Consider the following 26,689-nt stretch of genomic DNA (forward strand, 5'->3'; position numbering starts at 1 on the left):
GACACACCATGCACTCCGCCCAGGAACTCGTCAGCCAGATCGAAGCCCTTACCTCCCTGCCCGACGTCTATGCGCGGGTGCGCGACCAGGTGGATTCGCCCGACGGCTCGATCGCCGAAGTCGCCCGCCTGGTCGCGGCCGACCCCGCACTCAGCGCGCGCCTGCTGCGCCTGGTCAACAGCGCGCTGTTCGGCCCGCGCGGCCGCATCGACGACGTACTGCGCGCGGTCACCCTGCTCGGCCTTCACCAGGTCCATGACATGGTGCTGGCGATGTCGCTGCAGGCCACCTTCGCCGGCATCCGGCCTGCCCGGCTCGACATGCGCCGGTTCTGGCACAGCAGCCTGCTCGGTGGCCTGGCAGCGCGCGCCGCGGCACAGACCGCCGGGCTGCCGATGAGCGAGCGCCTGTTCGTGGTCGGCGTGCTCGCCGACATCGGCCATCTGGTCCTCTACCAGACCGTGCCCGAGCTTGCGGCCGGCGCTGCGCGCGAAGCCGCGGCCGCGGAGGAGGCACTGGACGCGGCCGAGCGCCGCGTCATCGGCTGCGACTTTGCCGAAATCGGTGCCGCGCTGATGGACCGCTGGCAGCTGCCCGACCGCTTCGCGGCGGCGATCGGCACCCAGATGATGCCGCGCCTCGGGGGTGCCTTCGCGGCCGACGCCGCTGCGCTCCACATCGCGCGCAGGATCGCGGAAGCCGACGCGAAGGCCGAGGCGAGCGCGGACACGGCGGCATCGGTGGCGCCGGAGGCGTGGTCCCTGGTCGGCCTCGCGCCCGAGCAGCTGCCCGCGATCCGCGAAGAAGCCGAACTCAACCTGGCCGCCTATCTCGCCCTCTTCTTCCCGCGCTGATCACCCCCCAACGCAGGCGAAAACCCGCATGAACACTGGGATCCGGGCGCCCGGAGCGGCAGATTTCAGCTACTAGATGTAGTGCATGCAAAAACGACGCAACACAATCTAAATTTTTAAGCTACTGTTTTTAAACGTTTTAATTTTTTTGCGAATCCGCAGGTTCCGCGCTATCCTTCAGTCCGTTCCACGACCCACCACGGATGAAGAAAAAGATGAGCGAGACCACCAGCGCGTCCACCCTGAACACCGCCAAAGCCTCCGCCGCCAACCTGCCGATGCAGGAGATCTCCGGCGAGGTTCTCGTCGAGAAATACGCCAAGGGCGACGAGCAGACCGTCGCCGAAGTGCGCCGCCGCGTCGCGCGTGCGCTCGCCGCCGTCGAGAACGAAGACAAGCGCAGCCACTGGGAAGCCAAGTTCCTCGAGGCGCAGGAAAAAGGTTTCGTGCCCGCCGGCCGCATCAACAGCGCCGCAGGCACCACGCTGGCCGCCACGCTGATCAACTGCTTCGTGCAGCCGGTCGGCGACTCGGTCACCGAGGCCGTTGACGGCCGCCCCGGCATCTACACCGCGCTCGCCCAGGCCGCCGAGACCATGCGCCGCGGCGGCGGCGTCGGCTACGACTTCTCGTCCATCCGCCCCAAGGGCGCGCTGGTCAAGGGCACGGCGTCGAACGCCTCCGGCCCGGTGTCCTACATGCGCGTGTTCGACCGCTCGTGCGAGACGGTGGAATCCGCCGGTGCCCGCCGCGGCGCACAGATGGGCGTGCTGCGCTGCGACCACCCCGACATCGAGGAATTCATCCACGCCAAGGATGAAGGCGACCTCACCAACTTCAACATCTCGGTCGGGGTCACCGACCCCTTCATGCAGGCGGTCGAGGCCGACGGCGACGTCGAGCTGGTGCACAAGGCCGAGCCCACCGAAGAATTGAAGGAAGCCGGCGCCTACCAGCGCGACGATGGCCTGTGGGTGTACCGCAAGGTGCGCGCACGCGAGCTTTGGGACCAGGTCATGCGCTCGACCTACGACCACGCCGAGCCGGGCATCCTGTTCCTCGACCGCATGAACCAGGACAACAACCTGTATTACTGCGAGACCATCGAGGCCACCAACCCCTGCGCCGAACAGCCGCTGCCGCCCTACGGCTGCTGCTGCCTGGGCTCGATCAACCTGACGCCCTTCGTCAAGAACCCGTTCACCGACAAGGCCGAGTTCGACTACGCCGGCTTCGGCAAGGTGGTCGACGTCTCCATCCGCATGCTCGACAACGTGCTCGAAGCCACCCACTGGCCGCTCGAGCAGCAGCACGCCGAAGCGCAGTCCAAGCGCCGCGTGGGCCTGGGCTTCACCGGCCTGGGTGACGCGCTGATCATGCTCGGCAAGCGCTACGACACCACCGAGGCACGCGAGGAAGCGCGCAAGATCTCCGAGTTCATGCGCAACCGCGCCTACCTGGCTTCAAGCGAGCTCGCCCGCGAGCGCGGCGCCTTCCCGCTGTTCAACGCCGACCTTTACCTGTCGGGCGGCAACTTCGCCTCGCGCCTGCCGGCCGAAGTGAAGGACAAGATCCGCAAGAACGGCATCCGCAACTCGCACCTGCTGTCGATCGCGCCCACCGGCACCATCAGCCTCGCCTTCGCCGACAACGCCTCCAACGGCATCGAGCCGCCCTTCTCCTACACCTACACCCGCCGCAAGCGCATGGCCGACGGCACCTTCAAGGAGTACGCGGTCGAGGACTACGCCTGGCGCCTGTACAAGCACCTCGGCGGCAACGTCGACAAGCTGCCCGAATCCTTCGTCACCGCGCTGGAGATCTCCGCGCAGGCGCACAAGGACATGGTCGCCGCGGTCGCCCCGTACATCGACACGTCCATCTCCAAGACGGTGAACGTGCCCGAGGACTACCCCTACGCCGAGTTCGAGGACCTCTACCTCACCGCCTGGAAGGCCGGCCTCAAGGGTCTTGCCACCTATCGCCCCAACAACGTGCTCGGCTCCGTGCTGTCGGTCACCCCGACCACCGAGCAGAAGCAGCCGCACGACGTCGAGATCGCCGACGCCAACAAGCGCCTGTCGATCAAGAACCTGCCCGCGCCGGTGCTGTCCAGCCTGCGTTGGCCGGGCCGTCCGGACCTGCCCGATGGCAACCTGGCGTGGACCTACATGCTCAACACCCCGACCGGCGGCTTCGCGCTCTTCGTCGGCCAGGTGGGCAATAACGGCGGCAGCTTCCCGTTCGAGGTGTGGGTGAACGGCGCCGACCAGCCGCGCGGCCTGGGTGCGGTGGCCAAGACCCTGTCGATGGACATGCGCGCCAACGACCGCGGCTGGCTCAAGTTGAAGCTCGACACCCTGGCCCGCACCGTGGGCGAGCGCTCCTTCGAGATGCCCTTCCCGCCGCACGGCGAGAAGAAGCTGGTGCCCGGCGTGGTGTCGGCCTTCGCCCAGGTGGTGAACTACCGCTGCGAAAAGCTCGGCGTGTTCGACAAGGAAGACGAAACCAACGGCGTGCTCGACACCCTGTTCAGTCTGGAAGAGCCCAAGACCGGCACCGATGGCACGCTGTCGTGGACGGTGGACATCTACAACCCGGCCACCGGCGAGGACTTCGTGCTCGGCCTCAAGGAGATCACCCTGCCGGACGGCGTCACCCGCCCCTACTCGGTGTGGCTGTCGGGCAACTACCCGCGCGCCCTGGACGGCCTGACCCGCATCCTGTCGCTCGACATGCGCGTCATGGATCCGGCCTGGATCGGCATGAAGCTGCGCAAGCTGCTCGACTACCCCGAGCCGCTGGGCGACTTCATGGCCTTCGTGCCCGGCACCCGCCGCCAGCAGAACTGGCCGAGCACGGTGGCCTACCTCGCCCAGCTCATCATCCACCGCTACGCCATGCTCGGCGTGCTCGACGAGCGCGGCTACCCGACGCGCGAGATGGGCATCCTCGAGTCGCCGCGCGACGACAACGAGCCCAAGCTGATGCAGGGCGCGCTGTGCAACGAGTGCGGCAACCACACGGTGATCCGCAAGGACGGCTGCGACTTCTGCACCGCCTGCGGCGCAGTGGGGACCTGCGGCTGAGGAGTGACATCCCAGAATTGGGACTGGCCGGAGGCCTCACTCACACAAGCGAAACGGGCAGCCTCGATGGCTGCCCGTTTCGCTTGCATCGTCAGCTCCCTGGTGCCAGCGGCGACGGGTTGATGCTCAATTCGTTCCGTCACGATCCCGGGTCTGGTCTCGGGTCTGGTCTCGGGTCTGGTCGCGGGTCTGGTCGCGGGTCTGGTCGCGGGTCTGGTCGCGGGTCTGTTCTTCCTGCAGTTCCTGCTCGCGCGTCTGCGTACGCGTCTGCTCACGCGTTTCGCTGCGGACCTGCGCCCGCTCCTGCGTCTGCGTACTGACCCCGCTCTGCTGCGCCTGCCCCTGAGCGGCTCCGGGGCCGCCGGCGGCGGCCCCGCTGCCGTTTCCACCCGCACCGCCTGCACCACCGCCGCCACCGCCACCGCCGCCGCCACCACCTCCGGCGGCCTGCGCCCCGAGAGCGATGAACGCCGATGCAATCAATGCAAACGTCAAGCCTTGCTTCGATTTCATGCTGAATCTCCTCACGGTTGAAGTTGTTTCACAGACCTTGCCCTCGCGAACTCGCATCCGCCTTTCCTGCTGCCGCACCCCCGGGCGCCGAAGCCGGCCTCATGCGATTGCCACGCCTGGCGTCAATGCGCGTGAGCCTCATCCGATTCGTGGTGGGTAGTATCGGCGTCGGCGTCACGGCCAACCTTGTAGGCGGGCCCCTTTCCGCGTCCCCGGTCGCCTCGCAGGACCTTGTTCTCGAGCGCCTTGCTTCCACCGGCACCGGAGCCTCCGGTGTGACTGCCCCCCTCATGGGTTTCCTTGCTGTGCGAGCTGCCGGCATCCTTGTGGCCTGAAGATTTCCCACCCTTCCCCTTTCCTTTGCCCGACTCGTGTGCGCCAACATGGCTGTCGTGGCTCTCGGCCGCGACCGCCGACGGCATGACGAAAGAAGCAAGCGCAAACACGGACACCAGAACCAGCGCCCGTCTGAAACGATCGATCATGATCAGCCTCCTGCGGCCTACGCTCGAACGTGGCGGCGGCCCGCGTCCGCCGCCACACGGCTCGATCAACGGACCGCGTTGTCGTGCACGAACTCGATGACCTGCAGATAATCGTTCGCAGCCGCAGCGAAATCGTCCGCGCCGCCAGCGGTGGCATCAACCCAATCCGTGCCATCGAACAGGGTTTCATACACGTTGACCGGCTCTGCCTTGTAGGTGACCCCATCCGGTTGCAGCACCAGTACCGTGACGGTCACGTCGGACCAGGTCTCCGCGCGATCGTAGTCGTAGGACGAAAAATCGTAGTAGGTGCCGGAGGTATTGATGCCGAGGATCGAGTTGATATAGACGACCGTGTCGACATTGATGATGCCGGTCTTGTCTGCACCCGCCGCGAGCAGCGAGGCGGGGTCGAAACCCTCGGGCAAGGTGACGTTCGGCAAAGTGCCGGTCGTCATGTACTGGTCGTAAAGGGCCAGGTTCTCGAGCGGCGAGTCGATCGTCACGCCATCGACGACGAGGCGACCTGTCGCGTCGAGCGTGACCGTCCCGGAGGTCAGCTTCGCCAGCGCCTCGTCGAGCGCGTGCTGCAGCACCTTTGACGGCGAGCGCGAAACGCTCAACCGCCCGAGATCCACCTCGGCGGCGAAGACGTCGTACGTCACCTCACCGATCGTCATCGTCGTTGCGAGTTCGCCCTCTGCATCGTAGGGGATCGCGACCGGCTTTCCGTCCACCAGCAGGGGCACCAGCTGGGTGCCTTCATAGATGAACGCCGCCACCTGAACGAGGCCATCGATCAGGACGGGCTCGCCGTTCTCGTCGCGCAGGAGGATGACCATGTCGCCAAACAGATCACCCTTCTTGGTGCCCGCACCCGGCGGCTTCCCGCCTCCGCCAGCCTTGCCCCCCTTGACGCCCGCCCAGGGCGGACGATCGCTGTCTTCGGACACCGAAGTCCGGAACACTCGCTTGTCGATGCCGCTGCCATGCCCCCCCTTCTGGGCGCCGCCGGCCTTCTCGCCCGCACCGCCCTTGCCACGCTGCGCATCCGCCCCGCCCTTGCCCTGGCCATGCTCGGCCGCCTGCGCACTGGAGACCAACAAGGATGGACCAATCGTCCCGCCCAGTTGCGTGAAAGGCATGGCCAGCGCAACGAATATCGCACCGCCCGCCAGGATCATGGTCGATTTCTTCAAACCGCTCGTTGACATGATTCACTCCTCCGACAAGGGAACCGCTTCACAGTGATCACTACATAAGTATGTGCTTTATTTTTAAACTAGATCATGATGCGCCGAGATCAAGCCTGAGCGAAGCGACTTTTGACGAAGGTCAAAACCGAACCCCCCACCCCAGCCTGAACAGACTTTCCCGGTTCTCGAAGCGGATCTGATCGGGCGCCGCGTGGGTCGTCACGAAGCCATAGTCCGCATAGCGGGTACGGGTGTAGTCGAGTCTGACGAAGGCCTCGCGCCCGAGCGGGATCTCGGCACCGAGGCCCACGCGCACGCCGCTCAGCGTGTCGCTGCGATCGACATGGTTGGCGAGGTTGCTGCCGCGCACCCAGGTGGTGTCGAAACGACCGCGTACCGCGCCCGCCCGCGCATAGAGCAGCGCGCCATCGCCGAGCGTGTACCCGAGCCGCAGCGCAAGGCCGTAGTCGCCCTTCTTGTCGACCGAGAAATCCCGTCCGCCCGAGCCACGGGTCTCGCGCAGGTGCTGCCAGCCGATGCGCGATTCGTCGATCTCGATCTCGATGCCCGCATACCAGCGGCCGAGATCGACGCCGTAGCCGGTAAAGAAGCCATAGGTACCGCCAAGGGCGCCGAACGCACCTGAATAGGCGTCCGTGAGCGCGCCAGCGTCACCAGAGAGCGATCCGGTCAGGCTGGAGTCGATACCGCCGTGGCCGACCTGCGCCCCGGCATAGGCGCCGCGTACCGCCGCGCGCCGCACGGCACGCAGCGCAGCCGCGCCCTCCCCGAAGCGCCAGCCGAGAGCGAGGTTGAAACGACCGTCGCGGCTGTCGAAGCGCTCCGCGGTCGCGCCCTCGTCGTTCAGGTTCGGGACCGCATAGTCGTCGTAATCCGTGTAGGCGTACTCGATGCGCACGAAAACGCGCTCACCGGCCGGAATGTCCGCCCCCACGCCGCCCCGTGTGCCGCTGCGCGTGACCATCTGGTCGAACGCCCCCTCGGGATAGGCGTTGACCGTGTAGTAGGTGTCGAAACGGGTGCGCACCCTGCCGAGGCGGGCGTAGAGCAAGGCACCGCCATCGAGGAGGTGACCGCCACGCAGGCTCAGCCCGCCGCCGCGCCCCTGGCTCACGGAGGCCGTCCGCGCACCCTCTCTTTCGTTGCTGAAGGACCAGTCGGCCTGGCTCGCCTCGAGCCCGGCTTCGAACCCCAGGTACCAGCGCCCGAACAGCAGCCCATAGCCTGCGAACAGGTTCTGCCCGGCACCAGCACCCGCAAACGGGCTGAAGTCGCTGCCACCCCCCGGTCTCGGGCCGGCAGCCTCGGTCACCAGCAGGCCGTGCCCGACGCCCACGCCCACATAGGGCCCTGCAAAGCGGCTCGCCGCCGGGACGCTTGCCGTCCACGGCGCTTCGCTCACCGCGACACCTCGGCCGGCATAGCGGTCGGAACGACCGGGGGTATAGCCCAGGCTCAGGGTCAGCTGGCTGCGGCTGTACTGTGCATCGAGGACGTTGGCGTTGCGGTCGATCACCCGCAGATCGGCCCCGACGAAGACGGTCGGCACCAGGTAATAGCGCAGGCCCGCGCCCGCATCGATCACGCGGTCGCGGCGCGCGAAGTCCTGGTAGTCGGTGCGTGTGGTGGAGACGTCCGCGAACACCGACAGCCGGTTGCTCAATTCGCGCTCGATCTCGACGCCATAGCTCGTATCGACGGAGGCGGAGCTGAAGCGTCCATCCTCGGCCACCGTCGTCTCTTCCAAGGTGCGATCAACGAAGGCGGTTATCTTCACCTGCGGCATCGGACGCCATGACAGCAGAGCGCCGAAGTAAGGCTTGTCGATATCGCCAAATCCGGCGTGATCGAAGGACTGTTTCATCCGCCCCGCGAACACCTCGCCAGCCAGGCGCTCGGCGGGTCGTGCGAATTGCACTCCGGCCGCCACGCGATAGCCATCGGAGTCCCGGTTGAAGGCAGCGCCATCGATCGTTTCGTCATAGCGGCGGCGGTCGCTGGCGTACTGCACGAACAAGGCATACGCCGGGCTCAGCGGATAGGCGAGGCGCGCACCGACCGAGGTCTGGTCGTACCGCCGGTCATCATTGTTGATCGTGCCGCCGCTCGTACTTTGCGCGTCGAGATAGTCGAAGCGATCGAAGGTCGCGCCTGCGCGCAGCTGGAACGGTCCGAGCGCAGTGGCTATCCCGATGTGGGCCTCGTCGTGGTCGTAGCGGGTCGGCCTGCGCTGCTCCTGCGGGCTCAGTGCCCCGCCCGCGAATCGATCCTCGTGATCGCGGGTGTGCTGGATGCCGCCGAACAGTTCCAAGGTCTCCCCGAGCTCGAGCTTGCCCTCGGCGCCGATCCAGAAGTCGGCGACATTCTCCGCTGAGCGACCCGCATACCGATCGATGTCTGCGCCCATATCGAGCGTGAACTCATGCGCCTTCCAATCGGACCGAAGGACCAGCGACGGTGACAGGGTGAAAACGGTGTCCTCCACCTCGCCACGGCGGCGCGCATAGATGTTGTCGTCGCGCGTCGTCGAGAACACGAGCTCCGGGAAGAGCCTGAAGCCGGCCCAGTCAAGGCCCGGAAACTCCGCTTGGTCACCTGCCCGGATGCGCGGCGGTGCGGTGCGGTCGACGCCAAGCGGAGCCTGTGCCTGTGCCACCTCGACGCCGCCGAAAGCAACCAGCAACGAAAGCGCCAATGAATTGAGCCTCGAGTCCACGGTGTTCCCCCCTCATGGGTCGGCGCGTATGTCGCGATGCCTGTGTTCAGCCTCAAGATCAGCTTATGCGCATATTCGATCCTTGCTATTGACTTTAGGCAAACAAAGCCGTCGCGCACCGTACCGGCAAGTGCCTTGGTCAGCCCGCTCCCCTGGAGCCGAGAAGCGCGCGCGTCAGCCCTCTCACGGCCCAACGTCCGAGAAGGTTCTGTCCAGGCTGGAAGCAGGCGTTACGTTGGTACCACGACATTTTGTACCTATAATTCGGCGGGCCGAGCGCGGCACATGCGCCCGCAAGCGCCATCCGACCTTCTCGTTCCTGAGCTGCCCAGATGCCCACCTGCCCCCGCTGCGACGGCGCCGACTGCCGTGAATCGCCCTGGCGCTCGGAAGAAGAGAGGCGCGCCCACAAGGGCGAGCGGGTGTATCGCTGCATGTCCTGCGTGCACCGTTTCCATGCTCCGGCGCCGCGCAACGTCCTCTTCGACAACCCGCTCGTCGCGGCGATCGGGGGCTCGACGCTGGTCCTGACGATCGCGGTGCTGGTCATCCTGTGGGTCTGGAAGAGCTGAACGCGAGCCCGCATGAACATACCCATCAAAGCCGTCTGCCCCGTCTGCGGATCGACCGAGACCCGGCTCTCGCGCTGGCGCTCCCACGACGAGCGAGTGCGCAATCCGGCCATGCATCCGTTCCGCTGCGGTGCCTGCGGGGAACGCTTTCTGGCGCCGGCGGCCGGACGCGCGGCGCGGCGCACGTGGCCGATCGTGGTTGCCGGGGCGGCCGCGCTGCTCGTGATCGCGATCGTCGGAGCGATCGTGTTCGCGCTGATCGGAGACGATCATCCGGCCGACACGGCCGCATCCGCAGCGCTCACCGCCCCGAGCCTCGACGCCGCTCGCGAGGGTGATCTCGACGCCCAGTTCCGGATCGCGCGCGCCACCCTGCTCTCGCCCGAGCGCAGCAAGGAGGCGACCCGCGAGGCGGTGGAGTGGCTGCGACGGGCGGCCGATGGCGGCCACACCGGCGCGATGATCCATCTCGGCAAGCTCTACAAGAGCGGCATCGGCACGCCGCAGAACTTCGAGCTCGCCGCGCGCTGGCTGGGCGAGGCCGCGCGCGCGGGCGACGCGGAGGGCATGGTCGAGTTCGGTCGCCTGCACCGCGGCGGCATCGGCGTGGAGCAGGACAGCGTGGCGGCCTACGTGTGGTTCAACCGCGCCGCCGCACACATGCACATGGAGGGCGTGCAGGAGCGCGACAGCATCGCGATCAAGCTCAGCCCCGACGAACTGAAGCGCGCGCAGGCGATGTCACTGCTGGAAGACGCGCCAGGCGAGGACGGTACGACGACCAAGGCCAGGCTGGTGGTCCCGCCCGCGCAGGCCGGAGACGGCAGCTGAGACGCGCGGCGCGCGCCCGGCGGGCTCAGCGCCGTGCGGCGTCCAGCGTGCCGGCGAACACCCAGCCCTGCTCGACCACATAGTTGAAGACGAAGCCGGTGGGCTCGTCGATGAACAGGCTGACGGGCTCGCCGGCCTCGGCCACCGTCGCCACCTGCGCATCGGCCTGGCGACCGGCGAAGGTCCAGCCCTGCTCGGGCAGATAGACGAAGCGGCCGCCCGTGGGCTGGTCGAGCATCACCGCGAGCGGGGCGGCCGCAGGCGCTGCGGGGGCCCCGACAGCGGACGCGAGCGCAAGCTGGACAGGGCCATCGGGCTGCGCGACCGCAACCGGCGCAAAGGCGAAGGACAGCGCGGCGAGTGCGCTCAGGAAAGCGGGACGGATCGGACTGGAACGAAGCGAGTTCATGATGAATTCCTTTCAAGGGCGTGCGGCGCGTGGGCAAGCGCGACGCACCCATCGCAAGGACACGATCGTGCTGCACCGCAACATAGACCGCAGCATTGTATCAGGCGAACGTAGAACGTCCATTCGAACATTCGGATCACGCACATAAGCCACACTAATCGCGAGGCGCCCGCCGGGCCGGGCCGACTGCGGTGATTCCGGCTTGCCTGGACACCGCTGCGGCGCGTATCTTCCGGCCCTGAAGCGGGCGCCGGGGGCACCCGGGAAGCCCGCAGCCGCCCGCCCCCCGCCGCCCCCCCAAATCCCACACCGATTGCCCACACACCCGCCTTCACCATGACCGGACGCCCCGCCCCCGGCCCAACGCCCGCCGGCACGCCCCGCCTCGTGCTGAAGGGGGTCAGTAAGGTCTATCCGACCGTGGTCGCCAACGACCAGGTCGACCTGGCGGTGCAGCCGGGCGAGATCCGCGCCATCCTGGGCGAGAACGGCGCCGGCAAGTCGACGCTGATGAAGATCATCTACGGCGTCACCCGCCCGAGCGCGGGACAGCTCTTCTGGGAAGGCGAGCAGCTCGAGGTCGAGAATCCGGCGCACGCGCGCAGCCTGGGCATCGGCATGGTGTTCCAGCACTTCTCGCTGTTCGAGACGCTCACGGTGGTGGAAAACGTCGCGCTCGCCCTGCCCGGCACGCCGGCGCTGGACGAACTGGCGCAGCGCATCACCGAGGTCTCCGAGCGCTACGGCCTGCCGGTCGATCCGCGCCGCCACATCCACGCGCTGTCGGTGGGCGAGCGCCAGCGCGTCGAGATCATCCGCTGCCTGCTGCAGAACCCGCGCCTCCTGATCATGGACGAGCCGACCTCGGTGCTCACCCCGCAGGCGGTGCGCACGCTGTTCGAGACCCTGCGCCAGCTCGCCGCCGAGGGCTGCTCGATCCTCTACATCAGCCACAAGCTCGACGAGATCCAGGCGCTCTGCCACACCGCCACCGTGCTGCGCGGCGGCAAGGTCACCGGCGAATGCATCCCGGCGCAGGAGACCCCGGCGTCGATGGCGCGGCTGATGATCGGCAAGGACCTGCCGCACTGCGAGCATGGCGCGGCCAAGGCCGACGGCGAGCTGCGGCTGCGCCTGGCGGGCCTGTCGCATGCGTCGGACGACCCCTTCGGCACCGACCTCAAGGACATCCACCTCGACGTGCGCGCCGGCGAGATCGTCGGCATCGCCGGCGTGTCGGGCAACGGCCAGCAGGAACTGCTGCGCGCGATTTCCGGCGAGGAGCCGTTGAGCGAGCGATTCCCGGTGCAGATCTGCGGGGTCGAGGCCGGCCGGCTCAGCCCCGGGCAGCGCCGCAGGCTGGGGCTCGCCTTCGTGCCCGAGGAGCGCCTGGGCCGCGGCGCGGTGCCGGGCATGTCGCTCGCCGACAATGCGCTGCTCACCGCCGCGCACAACCAGCACATGGTGGCCGGTGGCTTCCTGCGCTTCGGGCGCGCGCGCGACTTCGCCCAGCGCTGCATCGAGGCCTTCAACGTCAAGTGCGGCGGCCCGGGCGCGGCGGCCAAGTCGCTGTCGGGCGGCAACCTGCAGAAGTTCATCGTCGGCCGCGAGATCCTGCAGGCGCCGCAGCTGCTGGTGTGCGCCCAGCCCACCTGGGGCGTCGACGTGGGCGCGGCCGCCTTCATCCGCCAGGCGCTGATCGACCTGCGCGACCGCGGCTGCGCGGTGCTGGTGATCTCGGAGGAGCTCGACGAGCTGTTCGAGATCTGCGACCGCATCGCGGCGATCGCCAAGGGCCGGCTGTCGCCCACCCGCCCCGCCGCCGAAACCACGGTGGAAGACATCGGCGTGTGGATGAGCGGGATGTGGCCGGGCGCCGAAGCTTCCGAACCCCAGCAGCCGACGACGCGCGCGGAGCCCCTGAATGCTTGAACTCGAAGCCCGCGCCGAACCCTCGCGGCTGATGTCCTGGGCCTCGCCGCTGCTGGCGGTGGCGCTGATGCTGGCCGGCGGCGTGCTGGTGTTCTCGGCGCTCGGCAAGGATCCGATCGAGGGCTTTCGGGTCTTCTTCATCAATCCGGTCAAGGACCTCTACGCCGTCTCCGAGCTGCTGCTCAAGGCCACGCCGCTGATGCTGTGCGCGATCGGGCTGGCGATCGGCTTTCGCGCCAACGTGTGGAACATCGGCGCCGAAGGCCAGTTCATGCTCGGCGCGGTGGCGGCGACCGGGGTGGCGCTGTATTTCGACGGATCGGAAAGCGCATTGCTGCTGCCGGCGATGATCGTCGCCGGCGCGGCGGGCGGCGCGGCCTGGGCGGCGATCCCGGCGCTGCTGCGCACCCGCTTCAACGCCAACGAGATCCTGGTGTCGCTGATGCTGGTGTATGTGGCGCAGCTCTTCGTGTCCTGGCTGGTGTTCGGGCCGTGGAAGGATCCGGACGGCTTCAACTTCCCGCAGACCAAGATGTTCGGCGAGGCCGCGCTGATGCCGACGGTGCTCGAGGGCACGCGGTTGCATCTGGGCTTCGTGATCGCGCTCGCCACGCTGGTGGCGGGCTATGCCTTCATGAACCGCAGCCATGCGGGCTTTCGCATGCGGGTGGCGGGCGAGGCGGCGGACGCCGCGCGCTACGCCGGTTTCTCGGCCAATCGCATGATCTGGGTCGGCCTGCTGCTGGGCGGCGCCGCCGCCGGGCTGGCGGGCATGGGCGAGGTCGCCGGGCCGATGGGCCAGCTCACCGACAAGGTGGGCAGCGGCTACGGCTTCGCGGCGATCATCGTCGCCTTCGTCGGCCGGCTCAACGCCTTCGGCATCCTGCTCGCCAGCCTGCTGATGGCGCTGCTGTACATCGGCGGCGAGCAGGCGCAGCAGTACCTCAACCTGCCCAGTTCGATCTCGATGGTGTTCCAGGGCATGTTGCTGTTCTTCCTGCTCGGCTCGGACGTGTTCATCCACTACCGCCTGCGCCTGCGCCGCCGCGCGGCCCCGGGCCGCTGAGGAGGCCGCCGACATGGATGCCAGCCTCTTCAGCTCGATGCTGTTCGCCACCGTGGTGGCGGGCACGCCGCTGATCATCGTCGCGCTGGGCCTGCTGGTGAATGAGAAGGCCGGGGTGCTCAACCTGGGGGCCGAGGGCATGATGGCGATGGGCGCGGTCGCCGCCTTCGCGGTCACCCACGAGAGCGGCAACCCCTGGCTGGGCGTGGCCGCCGGCATGGGCGCGGGCATGGCGATGGCGCTGCTGTTCGGCGTGCTCACGCTCACCCTGATGGCCAACCAGGTGGCCTCGGGCCTGGCGCTGGCGATCTTCGGCGTCGGCCTGGCAGCCTTCGTCGGCAAGCCCTACGAGGCGGTGGCGCTGCAGGCGGTGCCGCCGATCCGCATCCCCTTCATCGCCGACCTGCCGCTGATCGGCGAGGCGCTCTACAACCAGCAGGCGCTGGTGTATTTCTCGTGGGCGCTGTTCTGGGGTCTGCTGTGGTTCCTTTACCGCAGCCGGGCCGGGCTGGTCCTGCGCGCGGTGGGCGAGTCGCCCGCGTCCGCGCATGCGATCGGCTACCCGGTGATCCGCATCCGCTACCTGGCGGTGCTGTTCGGCGGCGCCATGGCCGGCATCGGCGGCGCCTTCCTGTCGGTGTTCTACACCCCGATGTGGGCCGAGGGCATGGTCGCCGGCCGCGGCTGGATCGCGCTCGCGCTGGTGGTGTTCGCCACCTGGCGGCCGCTGCGGGTGATGGTCGGGGCGTATCTGTTCGGCGGCGTGATGATCACGCAGCTCTTCATCCAGGGCTCGGGGCTGCAGATCGACTTTCCTTCGCAGCTGCTGTCCTCCCTGCCCTACTGGGCGACCATCATGGTGCTGGTGGCGATCTCGCGCAACGCCGGCACGATCCGGCTCAACTCGCCGGTGTCGCTGGGCAAGCCGTATCGACCGGACGCGTGAACGCGCGCTGTCGGCGCGGGCTGGTCGCAGCATGTTGCGCGTGGCGTGAATTACTCAGCTTGGGGCGTCGAGCGGGATGCTATAAGCTCGCTCGCCAGCCGATTCATGGCCCCCACCCAGAGCCGCCCCCCGTCGATGATCCTCGAACTCGTTCAGACCGTTGCCCTGATGCTGGCACTCAGCCTGCTGCATGGCTTCACCATGCGCTGCCTCCCCACGCGACCACGGCTCGCGCGGGTGGCATCGGGCGTGGTGTTCGGCACGGTGTGCGCGGTCGGCATGATGGTTCCGATCACGCTCGCGCCCGGGGTGATCGTGGACGGTCGCTCGGTGCTGCTGTCGATGGCCGGGCTGTTCGGCGGCCCGGTCGCCGGCCTGGTTGCGGGCGCCATCGCCGGCGCCTACCGCCTGTGGCTGGGCGGCGACGGCATGGTCGTCGGCACCACGGTGATCGCCCTCGCGGTAGCGCTCGGCCTGGCCTATCGGGCGGCGTGGGGGCGCAGCCCCAGGGCGCGGGCGCCGATCGCGCTGTTCGCATTCGGGGTCGTGGTGCACGCCCTGTCGATGGTGCTGATCGCCCAGATCCCGGCGCAGAGCATGACGAAGGTGTATGAGGCGCTCGGCCTGCCCTACCTGCTGATCATGGGCACGGCGACCATGCTCCTCGGCCTGCTGCTGCAGGACCTGGAGAAGCGCCAGCAGAACGAGCGCATCCTGCGCGAGCGCACGGCGCGGCTGCGCGCGATTGCCGGCGCAGTGCCCGACATCCTGTTCGTGCTCGACGAGGACGGCTGCTGCCTCGAGGTCATGACCCACGACCAGCGCCTGCTCTACCGCGAACCGGCGAGCGTGCTCGGGCGCCGGCTGCAGGACATCCTCCCCGAGCCGGTGGGCGCGCTACTGATGAGCGCGATTCGTCAGGCCATCGACTCGGGCACTCCGGCCACCACCGAATACGCGCTCGACACCCCGAAAGGCCACCGCTTCTTCGAAGGCCGCCTGCAGGCCATCGAAGGCGAGACCGCCCCGCGGACCGTGGTGCTCATCGTTCAGGACGTCACCGACCGCATCGCGCTCGAGGAGGAGCGCCGGATCGCGGCGATCGCCTTCGAGTCGCAGCAGGGCATGATGATCACCGACGCGCGCACCCGCATCCTGCGCGTGAACAAGACCTTCAGCGCGGTCACCGGCTACGCGAGCGAGGACGTCATCGGCCAGCCCGCGCGCGTCCTGTCCTCCGGCCGCCATGGCGACGCCTTCTATCGCGAGATGTGGCAGCAGCTGCAGGCGCACGACCTGTGGGAAGGCGAGATCTGGAACCGCCGGCGCAACGGCGAGGTGTATCCCGAGCGCCTGTCGATCAGTACCGTCCGCGACCACAAGGGCGTCGTCACGCACTACGTCGGCTGCTTCACCGACATCACGCAGAGCAAGGCCAGCGAGGAGGAGATCCACGCCCTCGCCTACTACGACCACCTGACCGGCCTCGCCAACCGCCGCCTGCTCACCGACCGCCTGCAGCAGGCGCTCGGCCACGGCAGCCGGGACGGCTGGCGCGGCGCGCTGATGTTCATCGACCTCGACGACTTCAAGGACATCAACGACCTGCACGGCCACCAGGCCGGCGACGCGCTCCTCACCCAGGCCGCCGCGCGCCTGCGCGGCACGGTGCGCGAAACCGACACCGTCGCCCGTTTCGGCGGCGACGAGTTCGTGATCCTGGTCGAGCAGCTGCCGGCCGACGAGCTCGCGGCCGCGGCCACCGCGCAGCGCCTCGCCGACAAGCTGCTCGAGCGCCTGAGCACCCCGTATGCGATCGAGGGCCAGGACCGGCACTGCACGGCCAGCATCGGCATCGCCATGTTCCAAGGCCACCGGCAGACGGTGGACGAGCTGATGCAGGGCGCCGACCTGTCGATGTACGAGGCCAAGCGCCAGGGCAAGAACCGGATCCGCTTCTTCGATCCGCTGATGCAGCAGACCGTCGCCGAACGCCTGCGGCTCGAGACCGACCTGCGCGATGCCTTGTCCGGCGACCAGTTCGAGCTGCACTATCAGGCGCAGTGCGACGCCGAGGGCCGGATCGACGGTGTCGAGGCCCTCGCCCGCTGGCGCCACCCGACCCGCGGCCTGGTGCCGCCGGGGCTCTTCATCGCCGCCGCCGAGCGCTGCGGCACCATGCCGGCGCTGGGGCGAAAGCTGCTCGAGATGGCCTGCGTCCAGCTCGGGCGCTGGGCGGGCGATGCGCGCTTTGCCGCCCTGCGGCTGTCGGTCAACGTGAGCGCGGCGCAGCTCTACGCACCGGACTTCGTCGCCGAGACCTGCGCCCTGCTCGAGCGCACCGGCTGCCCGGCCGACCGGCTGGTCTTCGAGCTCACCGAATCGATGCTGATCAGCGACATGCGGGGCGCGATCCAGACCATGGAGGCCCTGCGCGGGCTGGGCATCCGCTTCTCGATCGACGACTTCGGCACCGGCTACTCCTCGCTCGCCTACCTGCATCAGCTGCCGCTGGACGAGCTGAAGATCGACCGCTCCTTCGTCTGCGACCTGCCCGACAATCCGAACAGCCTGGCGATCGTGAAGACCATCGTCGCCCTCGCGCGCACGCTCGGGCTGCGGGTGATCGCCGAAGGGGTGGAGGCGCCGCGCCAGATGGATACGCTGCTGCACAACGGCTGCACCAGCTTCCAGGGCTACATGTTCCACCGCCCCCTCGCGATCGACGCCTTCGAGGCGCTGCCCGGGATCGGCGGTGACACGGCCGCCTGCGCGCCGCCCATGGCCAGCGCGACGCCGTCGGCGAGCGCCGCGCAATAAGGCTGCCTGCCGCCCTAGGCCTTCGCGCTCGGCCGCTCGGCGATGCGGTCGCGCCAGGCCTGCAGGTGGGCCATGCCCTCGGCGCCGGGGCGGAACTTCATCAGCCCGCGCGCGAACTCGATCGCGCAGAAGGCGGTGATGTCGGCGATCGTGAAGCGCTCGCCGGCGACGAAGGGCTTGCTCGCCAGCTCGCCGTCCAGCCAGCGCGCCACCTCGCGCATCTTCTGCCCCTGCGAGTGGCCGAACTCCGGGAACTGCGGCTGCTCGAGCGGCGCCAGCCCCGGGTGGGTGTGGCGGATGCAGTTGGCGATGGTGCCGAAGAGGTACAGCTCCATGCGGCGGTCGGCCATCTCGATGAAGGCGCGCTCCTCGAAGCGCTCGCCCATCAGGTTGGGCTCGGGATGGAGGCCTTCGAGGTAGCTGCAGATCGCCCGCGTCTCGCCGAGGTAGCGGCCGTCGTCGAGCTCGAGCACCGGCACCTTGGCGAGCGGGCTCTTGGCGCGGTAGTTGGAGCTGCGGTGTTCGTCCTTGCCGATCTCGACCACCACTTCCTGGATGCCGGTGATGCCCTTCTCGGCGATGAACATCTGCACCCGGCGCGGATTGGGCGCGCGCGGTGAAACGTAGAGCTTCATGAAGTCTCCTCAGTTGTCATGTATTGACCAGGCCTTGTGGGCACCGGTCCGTGGGAGCGGGCTTGCCCGCGAACAAGGTGGTTCATCAGGCCTTGGCTTCGCGGGCAAGCCCGCTCCCACAGAATGTTGCTGCCGCAGGCGGTCGATCCCGCAGACCGCTACGCCCACGGATCTCAAACCCCGCCGCTGCGCGACTGCCCCATCTCGACCATGTTGCGCGCCTTCTCCGAGAAGGCCTTCGCCTGCTCCTCGGTATCGCCGTCGCGGTCGAAGCTCGACGGCGGCATCTCGATGCCGCGTTGCACCGCCGGGCGGGCACGGATCTGATCGCGCCAGCGCGCGAGGTTGGGGAGGTCGTCGATCGCCACCCCCGACCAGTTGTGGGTACGCACCCAGGCCCAGTTGGCGATGTCGCCGATCGAGTAGTCGCCGGCGAGGTACTCGTTCCTCGCCAGATGGCCATCGAGCACGCGGAACAGGCGCCTGACCTCGCCCTGGTAACGGTCGATCGCGGGCTGGATCTTCTCCGGGAAGTAGCGGTAGAAGACATTGGCCTGGCCCATCATCGGGCCGATGCCGCCCATCTGGAACATCAGCCACTGCAGCACGCGCGAGCGCCCCTTGGCGTCCCGCGGCATGAGCCGGCCGGTCTTCTCGGCGAGATAGATCAGGATCGCACCCGACTCGAACACCGCGAAGTCGTCCTCGTCGTGGTCGACGATCGCCGGGATGCGGCCGTTGGGGTTGATGGCGAGGAACCAGGGCTCCTTCTGCTCGTTGGCGGACAGGTCGAGCACGCGCAGCGAGTACGGCAGGCCGAGCTCTTCGAGGGCAATCGACACCTTGTGTCCGTTGGGCGTGGCGGCGGTGTAGAGGTCGATCATCAGTTGGCTCCTTGACGGGGATGGGCGGCGGTCGCGCAGGCACGGGCCATGATCCGGCCATGCGGGCGGCAAGGCAAGCGCGCGCGGGGCCGTGGCGCACATCAGGCTTTTCGTATAAGGCCTATCAAGCGCAGCGCCGCGCAGGGTCCGACCACGCCACTAAACTTGGGATCCGATGCCGGCGCGCTCGTCGCCGGCTCGAACAGCAATAACGACACACCGCCGGCCGCCGCAGCGCGCACGTGCGGACCACACCATCGACACCGGGAGATTCCCATGAGCTACGAAATCCGCTCCATTCTCTACGCCTCCGACCTCACGCCGCGCTCGCCGGCGGTGTTTCGCCACGCCGTCGGCCTGGCGATGAAGTTCAACGCCAAGCTGCACGCGGTCACCGTGACCCTGCCTTCGAGCAGCCTGCCCTACGAGGAATTCCTCAGCGAAGAAAAGATGGAAGAGGTCAAGCTCGCCGGCCACAAGAAGGCCGAGGCCCTGCTGCGCCACCGCATCGAGGTCTTCGCCGAAGCCAACCCCGAGCTCGACGTCAAGAGCGTGCTCGCCAGCGTGCGCGCGCTCGAGGGCGACGCCTCGCGCCGCATCCTCGATGTTGCCAAGCACGTGCTGGCCGACGTCATCGTCATGGGCTCGCGCGGCCACAGCACCATCGGCGAGCTGCTGCTCGGCTCGGTGGCGCACAAGGTCACGATGAAGGCCGACATCCCGGTGATGCTGGTGCCGATCGACCGCTGAGCCTCATTTCCCCCGGCCCGCCTAGGCGGCCGGCGGAACGATACGCCGGCCGCAGTCCGACAACAGCCGGCGCAGCCAGCGGTGTCCTGCCGAGTGGTGGTTGCGCTCGTGCCAGAGCTGGTAGAAGCGCATCGGCGGGAACGCGATCGGTGAGGGGATGATCGCCAGCGGCAACAGGTTGGCGTAGAACTGCGCGAAATGACGCGTGGTGGTGAACACCAGGTCGGTGCCCTGCAGCAGGTAGGGCGCGGCGGTGAAGGACTGCACCACCACGCGCTCGTCGCGGTTGATCCGCATCGACGCCAGCACGCTGTCGATGACCCCGCGCTGGCTGATCGAGTAAGGCATCGGCACCACGTGCGCGGCGCGCATGTAGTCCTCGGTCGTCATCCCCTTCTTGGCGCACGGATGGCTCGCCGCGACCAGGCACACGATCTCGTCCTCGAGCAGCATCGACAGGTGCATGCGGTGCGGCGGCTCGGGCCAGTTGCCGATCACCACGTCCAGATCCCCTTCCGCGAGCGAGCGCTCGAAGTCGAAGTTGGGCCCCAGCGCATGCAGCGTCAGGCGCGCCTGCGGCGCCTCGCGGCGGAAGCGCTCGGCCACGCTGGCGACGAACACCGGCGCCAGGTAGTCGGGCGAGCCGATGCGGAATTCGTGCCGTGTGGTGTGCGGCTCGAACGACTCCGGGGCATCGACCATGCGGTCGATCTCCGCGAGCGCGCCCTTGGCGTGCGACATCAGCGCCAGCGCGCGCTCGGTGGGCACCATGCCGCCCTTCTCGCGCACCAGCAGCGGATCGCCGAGGATCTCGCGCAGGCGCTTCAGGGCCGCACTGACCGCGGGCTGGGACTGGTTCATGCGCAGCGCGGTGCGCGATACGCTGCGCTCGGTGATCAGCAGCACGAAGATGCGCAACAGATAGGTATCGAGCGGGTCGTCGCTGCGCCGCAGGGTCATGGCGGGTCTCCATTTCTTCGTGTTGTCGGGCGCTTGCGCCAGCCCGGACGGATATGGCGGCAAGAGATACGCGGGAGCATATATCACTTATAAGAACATATGCGATCCGTTAATACGGTCGCGGCTTACACTGCGTCTCACACGATCCCCGCATACCCGAACAAGACCAGGAGACAGCACCATGGGACGCCTCACCACTCACGTACTCGACACCGCCCACGGCAAGCCCGGCGTGGGCATCGCGGTCACCGTCTATCGCCTCGACGGCGAGCGCCGCGAGGTCGCGCGCACCGTTACCAACCACGACGGCCGCTGCGACAAGCCGCTGCTCGAGGGCGCCGCGCTCGAGGCCGGCAAGTACGAGATCGTCTTCGCCGCCGGCGACTACTTCCGCGCCCTGGGCCTGAGCCTGCCCGAGCCGCTCTTCGTCGATGAGGTTGCGCTGCGCTTCGGCATCGCCAATGTGGACCAGCACTACCACGTGCCGCTGCTGGTCTCGCCGTGGAGCTACTCCACCTACCGCGGCAGCTGAACCGCGCGCGCCCACCCCGACCCCGACAAAGAGAACAGATCATGGAAGCCTATCTGCTCGACTGGGCCAATCTGCTGGTCCGCTGGCTGCACCTGATCGCAGGCATCGCCTGGATCGGCGCCTCCTTCTACTTCGTGATGCTCGACAACTCGCTGAAGCCGCCCAAGAAGCCGGAGGACGCCAAGCGTGGCGTGTTCGGCGAACTGTGGGCGGTGCACGGCGGCGGCTTCTACCAGAGCCAGAAATACCTCACCGGCCCCAAGGGCGAGCCCCTCACCCAGGACCTGCACTGGTCGAAGTGGGAGGCCTACACCACCTGGCTGTCGGGCATGGGCATGCTCGCCATCGTGTACTGGATCGGCGCCTCGAGCTACCTGATCGACAGCAACGTGATGGCGCTGTCGCCGGCCGCCGCGGTGGGCATCTCGATCGCCTTCCTGGTGGTGGGCTGGGTGTTCTACGACCTCCTGTGCCGCAACATGATCGGCAAGGACGGCCTGCTCGCGGCGATCGTGTTCGTGTTCGTGATGGTGGCGAACTACGTGCTGCACCAGGTGTTCTCGGCCCGCGGCGCCTACATCCACGTCGGCGCCATGCTCGGCACGATGATGGCGGCGAACGTGTTCTTCCACATCATTCCCGGCCAGAAGAAGATGGTCGAGCAGATCCGCCGCGGCGACCCGGTCGACACCATGCCCGGCATCGTCGGCAAGCAGCGCTCGGTGCACAACACCTACTTCACGCTGCCGGTGCTGTTCATCATGATCAGCAACCACTACCCGATGACCTACGCCAATGCCAACGGCTGGCTGGTGCTCGGCGTGCTGATGGTGGCCGGTGTGCTGATCCGCCAGTTCTTCGTGCTGCGCCATCGCGGCCAGGTCAAGTGGTGGCTGCCGGCGGCCGGCGTGGCGCTGATCGCGCTGCTGATGGTGCTGATGGCGCCCAAGCAGGTCGACGCCAGCGGCGACAAGGTCAGTTTCAGCACCGTGCAGTCGATCATGGCGCAGCGCTGCGTCACCTGCCATGCCGAGAAGCCCACCCATGAGGGCTTCGCCCAGCCGCCCAAGGGCGTGATGCTGCAGACGCCCGAGCAGATCGCCGCCAACGCGGTGATGAGCGCGCAGACCGTGGCCAGCGGCTACATGCCGCTCGGCAACCTCACCGGCATCACCGACGAGGAGCGCGAGAAGATCGCGATCTGGTTCGCCCAGGGCGCCCGTACGGCGGACTGAACGCGCGCACCGAGCACACAGAACAAGACAGGAAAGGAAGAGACACCATGAGCACCCCCACCGTCACCGCCCCCGCCAGCGCCACGGCCGTCACCGCCGAGGCGTGCACGAGCGCCGCCCTCGCCGCGCTCTCGAAGCTGCCGCAGGACGCCTTCGTCGCCCGCCTCGAAGGCATCTTCGAGCACTCGCCCTGGGTCGCCGAGCGCGCCTGGAGCGCCGGCCCCTTCACCAGCATCGACGCGCTCCACGCCGCGATGTGCCTCGTGGTCGACACCGCCGACCCCACCGAGCAGCTCGGCCTCATCTGCGCCCACCCGGAGCTCGCCGGCAAGGAAGCCGAAGCCGGCACGCTGACCACCGCCTCCACCGGCGAGCAGCGCGGCGCCGGCCTCGACCAGTGCACCAAGGACGAACTCCAGCGCCTGCGTCAGCTCAACAAGGACTACCGCGCGCGCTTCGGCTTCCCCTTCGTGGTCGCGGTCAAGGGCCTCAGCCGCCACCAGATCATGGACCGCGTCGAGGCGCGCCTCGCCAACGATCGCGACACCGAGTTCCGCACCTGCCTCGCGGAGATCGGCAAGATCGCCCGCTTCCGGCTGGATGCGCTGTTGAGCCCCGCCGCCTGATCCACAGGAGCCCGAACATGACTTCGACCAACGCCTACCCCCGCGACCTCGTCGGCTACGGACGCAACCCGCCGCACGCCAACTGGCCCGGCCGCGCCCGCGTCGCCGTGCAGTTCGTCCTCAACTACGAGGAAGGCGGCGAGAACTGCGTGCTGCACGGCGACGCCGGCAGCGAGCAGTTCCTGTCCGAGCTGTTCAATGCCGCCAGCTACCCCGAGCGCCACCTGTCGATGGAAGGCATCTACGAGTACGGCTCGCGCGTGGGCGTGTGGCGCTTCCTGCGCGAGTTCGAACGCCGCGGCCTGCCGATGACGATCTTCGGCGTGTCGATGGCGCTCGAGCGCCACCCGGACCTGACCGCCGCGTTCAGGGAACTCGGTCACGAGATCGCCTGCCACGGCTGGCGCTGGATCCATTACCAGAACGTGCCCGAAGAGATCGAGCGCGAGCACATGCGGATCGGCATGGAGATCATCGAGCGCCTGACCGGCGAGCGTGCGCTGGGCTGGTACACCGGCCGCGATTCGCCCAACACCCGGCGCCTGGTCGCCGACCACGGCGGCTTCCTGTACGACTCGGACTACTACGGCGACGACCTGCCGTTCTGGACCGAGGTGCAGAAGACCAGCGGCGAGACCGTGCCGCACCTCATCGTGCCCTACACGCTCGACACCAACGACATGCGCTTCGCGCTGCCGCAGGGCTTCTCGCACGGCGACGAGTTCTTCGAGTACCTGCGTGACGCCTTCGACGTCATGTACGCCGAGGGCGAGGAGCGCCCGGCGATGATGTCGATCGGCATGCACTGCCGCCTGCTCGGCCGCCCGGGCCGTTTCAAGGCCCTGCAGCGCTTCCTCGACCACATCGAGAAGCACGACCGCGTCTGGGTCTGCCGCCGCGTCGACGTCGCCCGCCACTGGATCGAACACCACCCCTACAACCCGAAATGATTTCAATGGGGTCAGACCCCATTGATCCCATTGATCCAACTCTGACAAGGAGAACCCTCATGGCCAGCCATACTCCCGGCGCCCCCGTCTTCGCCCCTGCTGCCGAGCTGCCCGACTGGGCGCTGCGTTCGGTCGATCTCGCCAACCCGCGCCTGGGCGCTCGCGCGCTCGCCGCCTCGGACGACTTCTTCGCCGAGGTCGCGCGCATGCTCAACCCGGAGCCGGCGCAGTTCGTCCCCGGCAAGTTCGACACCAACGGCAAGTGGATGGACGGCTGGGAGTCGCGTCGCAAGCGCGTCGCCGGCCATGACTGGGCGCTGGTCAAGCTCGGCGTCAAGGGCGTGATCCGCGGCTTCGACGTCGACACCAGCCACTTCACCGGCAACTACCCGCCGGCGGTCTCGATCGAGGCCTGCGTGTCCGAGTCCGACGACGTGGCCGCGCTCCAGGCCGCGGCCTGGACCGAGATCCTCCCGGCCACGCCGATGGGCCCCAACAGCCACCACATCCTCGAGTGCGCGAGCACCGCGGCCTGGACCCACCTGCGCGTGAACATGTATCCGGACGGCGGCATTGCCCGTCTGCGCGTCTATGGCCGCCCGGTCGGCACGCTCGCGGCCAAGGCCGCTTCGGGCGAGCTGGTCGATCTGGTGGCGATGGAGAACGGCGGTCGCGCGGTGTCGTGGAACGACGCCAGCTTCGGCTCGTCGGCCGCCGCCCTGCTGCTGCCGGGCCGGGGCATGAACATGGGCGACGGCTGGGAGACCCGCCGCCGCCGCGAGCCGGGCAACGACTGGTGCGTGCTCGAGCTCGGCGCCCCGGGTACGGTCGAGAAGATCGAAGTCGACACCGCCTTCTTCAAGGGCAACTACCCGGATCGCTGCTCGGTGCAGGCGGCCTATGTGACCGGGGGCACCGACCGCTCGATCACCACCCAGTCGATGTTCTGGCAGACCCTGCTGCCCGAGCAGAAGCTGGAGATGGACGCGATCCACAGCTTCACCGAGCAGGTCGCCAAGCTCGGGCCGATCACCCACGTGCGCTTCAACATCTTCCCCGACGGCGGCGTCTCGCGCCTGCGCCTGTGGGGCAAGGTCGAGCCCCGCTAAACCTCCACCCAGCCGTGCTCGCCCCCGTGGGAGCGAGCTCAGCGCCCGTGGGAGCGGGCTTGCCCGCGAAAGTGGCGCTTGATCCCGCGACATTCGCGGGCAAGCCCGCTCCCACGGGCAGTCGCATCCACAGCCAGTTGGCCCCACGGACAACTGCCCCCCACGGCGCAGCGATCGCCTTACCGAGACTTGCCATGTCCGCCCAGACGCCCCTCACCCTCAAGGTCGAAACCCTGACCCGCGAGGCCTTCGCCCCCTTCGGCGAGGTCATCGAGGCGAGCGACGCCGCCCAGCACTTCACGATCAACGCCGGCAACACCGAGCGCTACCACGACCTCGCCCGCATCGAGCCGGGCGCCGACGGGCGTGTCATCGTCTCCATCTTCCGCGGCCAGCCCCGCACCCTGCCCTTCACCGTGCAGATGATGGAGCGCCACCCCAAGGCCTCGCAGGCCTTCATCCCGATGTCGGGCAAGCCCTACCTGGTCGTGGTCGCCCCCGCCGGCGAACCGCCCAAGGTCGAGGACCTCAAGGTCTTCCTCGCCCGCGGCGACCAGGGCGTCAACTACGCCACCGGCGTCTGGCACCACCCGCTGCTCGCCCTCGAGGCCGTGTGCGACTTCCTCGTCGTCGATCGCAGCGGCCCGGGGCACAACTGCGACGAGGTGCAGCTCGACACGCCGGGGCTGATCCCCGCCCTGCGCAGCTGAGGCGCAGCGGCGGTACGATGCCGACGTGACCCACGAAGCCTGCGACCATGCTGCCCTTCGACCCTTACGCCGCGCGCCCTGACACCATCGGCGCCGAGGAATGGCGCGCCCGCGTCGACCTCGCCGCCGCCTACCGCCTGGCTGCACGCCGCGGCTGGGGCGACCTCATCTACACCCACCTCTCGCTGCGCCTGCCCGGACGCGACGACGCCTTCCTGATCAACGCCTTCGGCCAGACCTTCGACGAGATCACCGCCTCGAGCCTGCTCACGATCGACTTCGCGGGCCGCGTCATCGACGGCAGCGACCGCGTCGCCAACCCGAGCGGCTTCGCCATCCATGGCGCGGTGCACCGGGCACGCGCCGACGCGCACTGCGTGATCCACCTCCACACCGACGCCGGCATCGCGGTCTCGGCCCTGCACGACGGCCTGCTGCCGCTGTCGCAGCACGCGATGCGCTTCTGGCGCGACATCGGCTACCACGACTACCAGGGGCTCGCCTTCGGCCCCGAGGAGCAGGCGCGGCTGGTCGCCGGACTCGGCGCGCACCGCGCGATGATCCTGCGCAACCACGGCACGCTGACCTGCGGCCGCAGCGTGGCCGAGGCCTTCGTGCTGATGGACACGCTGGACAAGGCCTGCCGCATCCAGCTCGCGGCGATGGCAGCCGGGGCGGTGACGATGCCGTCCGAGGAGGTGCTCGCCCGCACCCACGCCGAGCTCACCGCCGACCCCGAACCGGAAGGCGCCCTCGAATGGCCCGCGCTGCTGCGCGGCCTGATGCGCAGCGAACCCGACTTCGCGCGCTGAACCCGCCCTGCGGCGTGCCGCAGCCCACCCCCTCGA

The 26,689-nt window shown here is 68.3% G+C and carries 24 protein-coding genes; 16 read left to right on the plus strand and 8 right to left on the minus strand.

Annotation, left to right across the window (positions count from 1 at the left end; genetic code table 11):
* Nucleotides 1-8: 8 nt before the first annotated feature.
* Together AAG895_RS13970 and AAG895_RS13975 are read left to right on the plus strand one after the other, a co-directional pair.
* On the plus strand, nucleotides 9-854 hold the full coding sequence (locus AAG895_RS13970; protein ID WP_345792603.1) for an HDOD domain-containing protein: 846 nt from the start codon (nucleotides 9-11) through the stop codon (nucleotides 852-854).
* 215 nt (nucleotides 855-1,069) lie between these two features.
* Entirely contained in the window at nucleotides 1,070-3,943 is a 2,874-nt protein-coding gene (locus AAG895_RS13975; protein WP_345792604.1) for an adenosylcobalamin-dependent ribonucleoside-diphosphate reductase, read from the plus strand.
* 126 nt (nucleotides 3,944-4,069) lie between these two features.
* Here the strand turns inward: AAG895_RS13975 and AAG895_RS13980 are convergent, their stop codons facing one another.
* The 4 genes from AAG895_RS13980 to AAG895_RS13995 all read right to left on the minus strand — a co-directional run bounded on the left by AAG895_RS13980 (nucleotide 4,070) and on the right by AAG895_RS13995 (nucleotide 8,874).
* Nucleotides 4,070-4,456, minus strand: a complete 387-nt coding sequence (locus tag AAG895_RS13980) for a hypothetical protein (RefSeq protein WP_345792605.1) — start codon at nucleotides 4,454-4,456, stop codon at nucleotides 4,070-4,072.
* Nucleotides 4,457-4,578: 122 nt separating this feature from the next.
* Nucleotides 4,579-4,941, minus strand: coding sequence for a hypothetical protein (locus tag AAG895_RS13985; RefSeq protein WP_345792606.1), 363 nt, complete (start codon nucleotides 4,939-4,941; stop codon nucleotides 4,579-4,581).
* Between the two features lie 65 nt (nucleotides 4,942-5,006).
* The gene (locus AAG895_RS13990) at nucleotides 5,007-6,155 is read right to left on the minus strand and encodes a hypothetical protein (protein WP_345792607.1); all 1,149 of its coding nucleotides are present in this window, start codon (nucleotides 6,153-6,155) and stop codon (nucleotides 5,007-5,009) included.
* 121 nt (nucleotides 6,156-6,276) lie between these two features.
* The gene (locus AAG895_RS13995) at nucleotides 6,277-8,874 is read right to left on the minus strand and encodes an outer membrane beta-barrel protein (RefSeq protein WP_345792608.1); all 2,598 of its coding nucleotides are present in this window, start codon (nucleotides 8,872-8,874) and stop codon (nucleotides 6,277-6,279) included.
* Nucleotides 8,875-9,206: 332 nt separating this feature from the next.
* Here AAG895_RS13995 and AAG895_RS14000 point away from each other — a divergent pair, with 332 nt between their 5' ends.
* Both AAG895_RS14000 and AAG895_RS14005 read left to right on the plus strand, forming a co-directional pair.
* Complete coding sequence (locus AAG895_RS14000) at nucleotides 9,207-9,446, plus strand: hypothetical protein (protein ID WP_345792609.1); 240 nt, start codon at nucleotides 9,207-9,209, stop codon at nucleotides 9,444-9,446.
* Between the two features lie 12 nt (nucleotides 9,447-9,458).
* Nucleotides 9,459-10,277 carry a tetratricopeptide repeat protein gene (locus AAG895_RS14005; RefSeq protein ID WP_345792610.1) on the plus strand — a complete coding sequence of 273 codons (819 nt, stop codon included), beginning with the start codon at nucleotides 9,459-9,461 and terminating at the stop codon, nucleotides 10,275-10,277.
* A 25-nt stretch (nucleotides 10,278-10,302) separates the two neighbouring features.
* On the opposite strand, the gene AAG895_RS14010 is transcribed toward AAG895_RS14005, so the two are convergent.
* Nucleotides 10,303-10,686 carry a hypothetical protein gene (locus AAG895_RS14010; protein WP_345792611.1) on the minus strand — a complete coding sequence of 128 codons (384 nt, stop codon included), beginning with the start codon at nucleotides 10,684-10,686 and terminating at the stop codon, nucleotides 10,303-10,305.
* A gap of 336 nt (nucleotides 10,687-11,022) precedes the next feature.
* On the opposite strand from AAG895_RS14010, the gene AAG895_RS14015 reads away from it, so the two are divergent.
* The 4 genes from AAG895_RS14015 (at nucleotide 11,023) to AAG895_RS14030 (ending at nucleotide 17,450) form a co-directional block, all read left to right on the plus strand.
* The gene (locus AAG895_RS14015; RefSeq protein WP_345792612.1) at nucleotides 11,023-12,618 is read left to right on the plus strand and encodes an ABC transporter ATP-binding protein; all 1,596 of its coding nucleotides are present in this window, start codon (nucleotides 11,023-11,025) and stop codon (nucleotides 12,616-12,618) included.
* Complete coding sequence (locus AAG895_RS14020) at nucleotides 12,611-13,684, plus strand: ABC transporter permease (protein WP_345792613.1); 1,074 nt, start codon at nucleotides 12,611-12,613, stop codon at nucleotides 13,682-13,684. Before AAG895_RS14015 ends, AAG895_RS14020 begins: the two co-directional genes overlap by 8 nt.
* Before the next feature lie 13 nt (nucleotides 13,685-13,697).
* Nucleotides 13,698-14,630 (plus strand): ABC transporter permease, encoded by a 933-nt coding sequence (locus tag AAG895_RS14025; protein ID WP_345792614.1) that lies wholly within the window; start codon nucleotides 13,698-13,700, stop codon nucleotides 14,628-14,630.
* Between the two features lie 105 nt (nucleotides 14,631-14,735).
* Nucleotides 14,736-17,450 (plus strand): EAL domain-containing protein, encoded by a 2,715-nt coding sequence (locus tag AAG895_RS14030; protein WP_345792615.1) that lies wholly within the window; start codon nucleotides 14,736-14,738, stop codon nucleotides 17,448-17,450.
* A gap of 14 nt (nucleotides 17,451-17,464) precedes the next feature.
* Here AAG895_RS14030 and AAG895_RS14035 read toward each other — a convergent pair whose 3' ends face one another.
* Together AAG895_RS14035 and AAG895_RS14040 are read right to left on the minus strand one after the other, a co-directional pair.
* Nucleotides 17,465-18,085, minus strand: coding sequence for a glutathione S-transferase family protein (locus AAG895_RS14035; protein ID WP_345792616.1), 621 nt, complete (start codon nucleotides 18,083-18,085; stop codon nucleotides 17,465-17,467).
* A gap of 173 nt (nucleotides 18,086-18,258) precedes the next feature.
* A complete protein-coding gene (locus AAG895_RS14040) occupies nucleotides 18,259-18,969 on the minus strand; it encodes a glutathione S-transferase N-terminal domain-containing protein (protein WP_345792617.1) in 711 nt (236 codons plus the stop codon).
* A 276-nt stretch (nucleotides 18,970-19,245) separates the two neighbouring features.
* Here AAG895_RS14040 and AAG895_RS14045 point away from each other — a divergent pair, with 276 nt between their 5' ends.
* Nucleotides 19,246-19,719: a universal stress protein gene (locus tag AAG895_RS14045; RefSeq protein WP_345792618.1), complete on the plus strand. Its 474-nt coding sequence runs from the start codon at nucleotides 19,246-19,248 to the stop codon at nucleotides 19,717-19,719.
* 21 nt (nucleotides 19,720-19,740) lie between these two features.
* Here the strand turns inward: AAG895_RS14045 and AAG895_RS14050 are convergent, their stop codons facing one another.
* Entirely contained in the window at nucleotides 19,741-20,679 is a 939-nt protein-coding gene (locus tag AAG895_RS14050; RefSeq protein WP_345792619.1) for a LysR family transcriptional regulator, read from the minus strand.
* 181 nt (nucleotides 20,680-20,860) lie between these two features.
* On the opposite strand from AAG895_RS14050, the gene uraH reads away from it, so the two are divergent.
* From uraH to AAG895_RS14085, 7 genes are all read left to right on the plus strand, one after another.
* Nucleotides 20,861-21,211 carry a hydroxyisourate hydrolase gene (uraH, locus tag AAG895_RS14055; protein WP_345792620.1) on the plus strand — a complete coding sequence of 117 codons (351 nt, stop codon included), beginning with the start codon at nucleotides 20,861-20,863 and terminating at the stop codon, nucleotides 21,209-21,211.
* Nucleotides 21,212-21,252: 41 nt separating this feature from the next.
* Nucleotides 21,253-22,446 carry a urate hydroxylase PuuD gene (locus AAG895_RS14060; protein WP_345792621.1) on the plus strand — a complete coding sequence of 398 codons (1,194 nt, stop codon included), beginning with the start codon at nucleotides 21,253-21,255 and terminating at the stop codon, nucleotides 22,444-22,446.
* A 47-nt stretch (nucleotides 22,447-22,493) separates the two neighbouring features.
* Nucleotides 22,494-23,072: a 2-oxo-4-hydroxy-4-carboxy-5-ureidoimidazoline decarboxylase gene (gene uraD / locus AAG895_RS14065; protein WP_345792622.1), complete on the plus strand. Its 579-nt coding sequence runs from the start codon at nucleotides 22,494-22,496 to the stop codon at nucleotides 23,070-23,072.
* A gap of 17 nt (nucleotides 23,073-23,089) precedes the next feature.
* Complete coding sequence (gene puuE / locus AAG895_RS14070) at nucleotides 23,090-24,022, plus strand: allantoinase PuuE (protein WP_345792623.1); 933 nt, start codon at nucleotides 23,090-23,092, stop codon at nucleotides 24,020-24,022.
* Nucleotides 24,023-24,081: 59 nt separating this feature from the next.
* On the plus strand, nucleotides 24,082-25,131 hold the full coding sequence (alc, locus tag AAG895_RS14075) for an allantoicase (protein ID WP_345792624.1): 1,050 nt from the start codon (nucleotides 24,082-24,084) through the stop codon (nucleotides 25,129-25,131).
* 194 nt (nucleotides 25,132-25,325) lie between these two features.
* On the plus strand, nucleotides 25,326-25,841 hold the full coding sequence (locus AAG895_RS14080) for an ureidoglycolate lyase (protein ID WP_345792625.1): 516 nt from the start codon (nucleotides 25,326-25,328) through the stop codon (nucleotides 25,839-25,841).
* A gap of 47 nt (nucleotides 25,842-25,888) precedes the next feature.
* Nucleotides 25,889-26,653 (plus strand): class II aldolase/adducin family protein, encoded by a 765-nt coding sequence (locus AAG895_RS14085; RefSeq protein ID WP_345792626.1) that lies wholly within the window; start codon nucleotides 25,889-25,891, stop codon nucleotides 26,651-26,653.
* Nucleotides 26,654-26,689 lie beyond the last annotated feature (36 nt).

It is taken from the genome of Thauera sp. JM12B12, from assembly GCF_039614725.1.
Taxonomy (GTDB): Bacteria; Pseudomonadota; Gammaproteobacteria; order Burkholderiales; family Rhodocyclaceae; genus Thauera.

Bases quoted from the DNA above. Each gene is read 5' to 3' on its own strand.
- AAG895_RS13970 (WP_345792603.1), top strand. From the start codon at position 9: ATGCACTCCGCCCAGGAACTCGTCAGCCAGATCGAAGCCCTTACCTCC.
- AAG895_RS14000 (WP_345792609.1), top strand. From the start codon at position 9,207: ATGCCCACCTGCCCCCGCTGCGACGGCGCCGACTGCCGTGAATCGCCC.
- AAG895_RS14005 (WP_345792610.1), top strand. From the start codon at position 9,459: ATGAACATACCCATCAAAGCCGTCTGCCCCGTCTGCGGATCGACCGAG.
- alc (WP_345792624.1), top strand. From the start codon at position 24,082: ATGGCCAGCCATACTCCCGGCGCCCCCGTCTTCGCCCCTGCTGCCGAG.
- AAG895_RS14015 (WP_345792612.1), top strand. From the start codon at position 11,023: ATGACCGGACGCCCCGCCCCCGGCCCAACGCCCGCCGGCACGCCCCGC.
- AAG895_RS14010 (WP_345792611.1), bottom strand. From the start codon at position 10,686: ATGAACTCGCTTCGTTCCAGTCCGATCCGTCCCGCTTTCCTGAGCGCA.
- AAG895_RS14060 (WP_345792621.1), top strand. From the start codon at position 21,253: ATGGAAGCCTATCTGCTCGACTGGGCCAATCTGCTGGTCCGCTGGCTG.
- AAG895_RS14045 (WP_345792618.1), top strand. From the start codon at position 19,246: ATGAGCTACGAAATCCGCTCCATTCTCTACGCCTCCGACCTCACGCCG.
- AAG895_RS14020 (WP_345792613.1), top strand. From the start codon at position 12,611: ATGCTTGAACTCGAAGCCCGCGCCGAACCCTCGCGGCTGATGTCCTGG.
- uraH (WP_345792620.1), top strand. From the start codon at position 20,861: ATGGGACGCCTCACCACTCACGTACTCGACACCGCCCACGGCAAGCCC.
- AAG895_RS14080 (WP_345792625.1), top strand. From the start codon at position 25,326: ATGTCCGCCCAGACGCCCCTCACCCTCAAGGTCGAAACCCTGACCCGC.
- AAG895_RS13990 (WP_345792607.1), bottom strand. From the start codon at position 6,155: ATGTCAACGAGCGGTTTGAAGAAATCGACCATGATCCTGGCGGGCGGT.
- uraD (WP_345792622.1), top strand. From the start codon at position 22,494: ATGAGCACCCCCACCGTCACCGCCCCCGCCAGCGCCACGGCCGTCACC.
- AAG895_RS13985 (WP_345792606.1), bottom strand. From the start codon at position 4,941: ATGATCGATCGTTTCAGACGGGCGCTGGTTCTGGTGTCCGTGTTTGCG.
- puuE (WP_345792623.1), top strand. From the start codon at position 23,090: ATGACTTCGACCAACGCCTACCCCCGCGACCTCGTCGGCTACGGACGC.
- AAG895_RS14050 (WP_345792619.1), bottom strand. From the start codon at position 20,679: ATGACCCTGCGGCGCAGCGACGACCCGCTCGATACCTATCTGTTGCGC.
- AAG895_RS14040 (WP_345792617.1), bottom strand. From the start codon at position 18,969: ATGATCGACCTCTACACCGCCGCCACGCCCAACGGACACAAGGTGTCG.
- AAG895_RS14085 (WP_345792626.1), top strand. From the start codon at position 25,889: ATGCTGCCCTTCGACCCTTACGCCGCGCGCCCTGACACCATCGGCGCC.
- AAG895_RS13980 (WP_345792605.1), bottom strand. From the start codon at position 4,456: ATGAAATCGAAGCAAGGCTTGACGTTTGCATTGATTGCATCGGCGTTC.
- AAG895_RS14025 (WP_345792614.1), top strand. From the start codon at position 13,698: ATGGATGCCAGCCTCTTCAGCTCGATGCTGTTCGCCACCGTGGTGGCG.
- AAG895_RS13975 (WP_345792604.1), top strand. From the start codon at position 1,070: ATGAGCGAGACCACCAGCGCGTCCACCCTGAACACCGCCAAAGCCTCC.
- AAG895_RS14030 (WP_345792615.1), top strand. From the start codon at position 14,736: ATGGCCCCCACCCAGAGCCGCCCCCCGTCGATGATCCTCGAACTCGTT.
- AAG895_RS14035 (WP_345792616.1), bottom strand. From the start codon at position 18,085: ATGAAGCTCTACGTTTCACCGCGCGCGCCCAATCCGCGCCGGGTGCAG.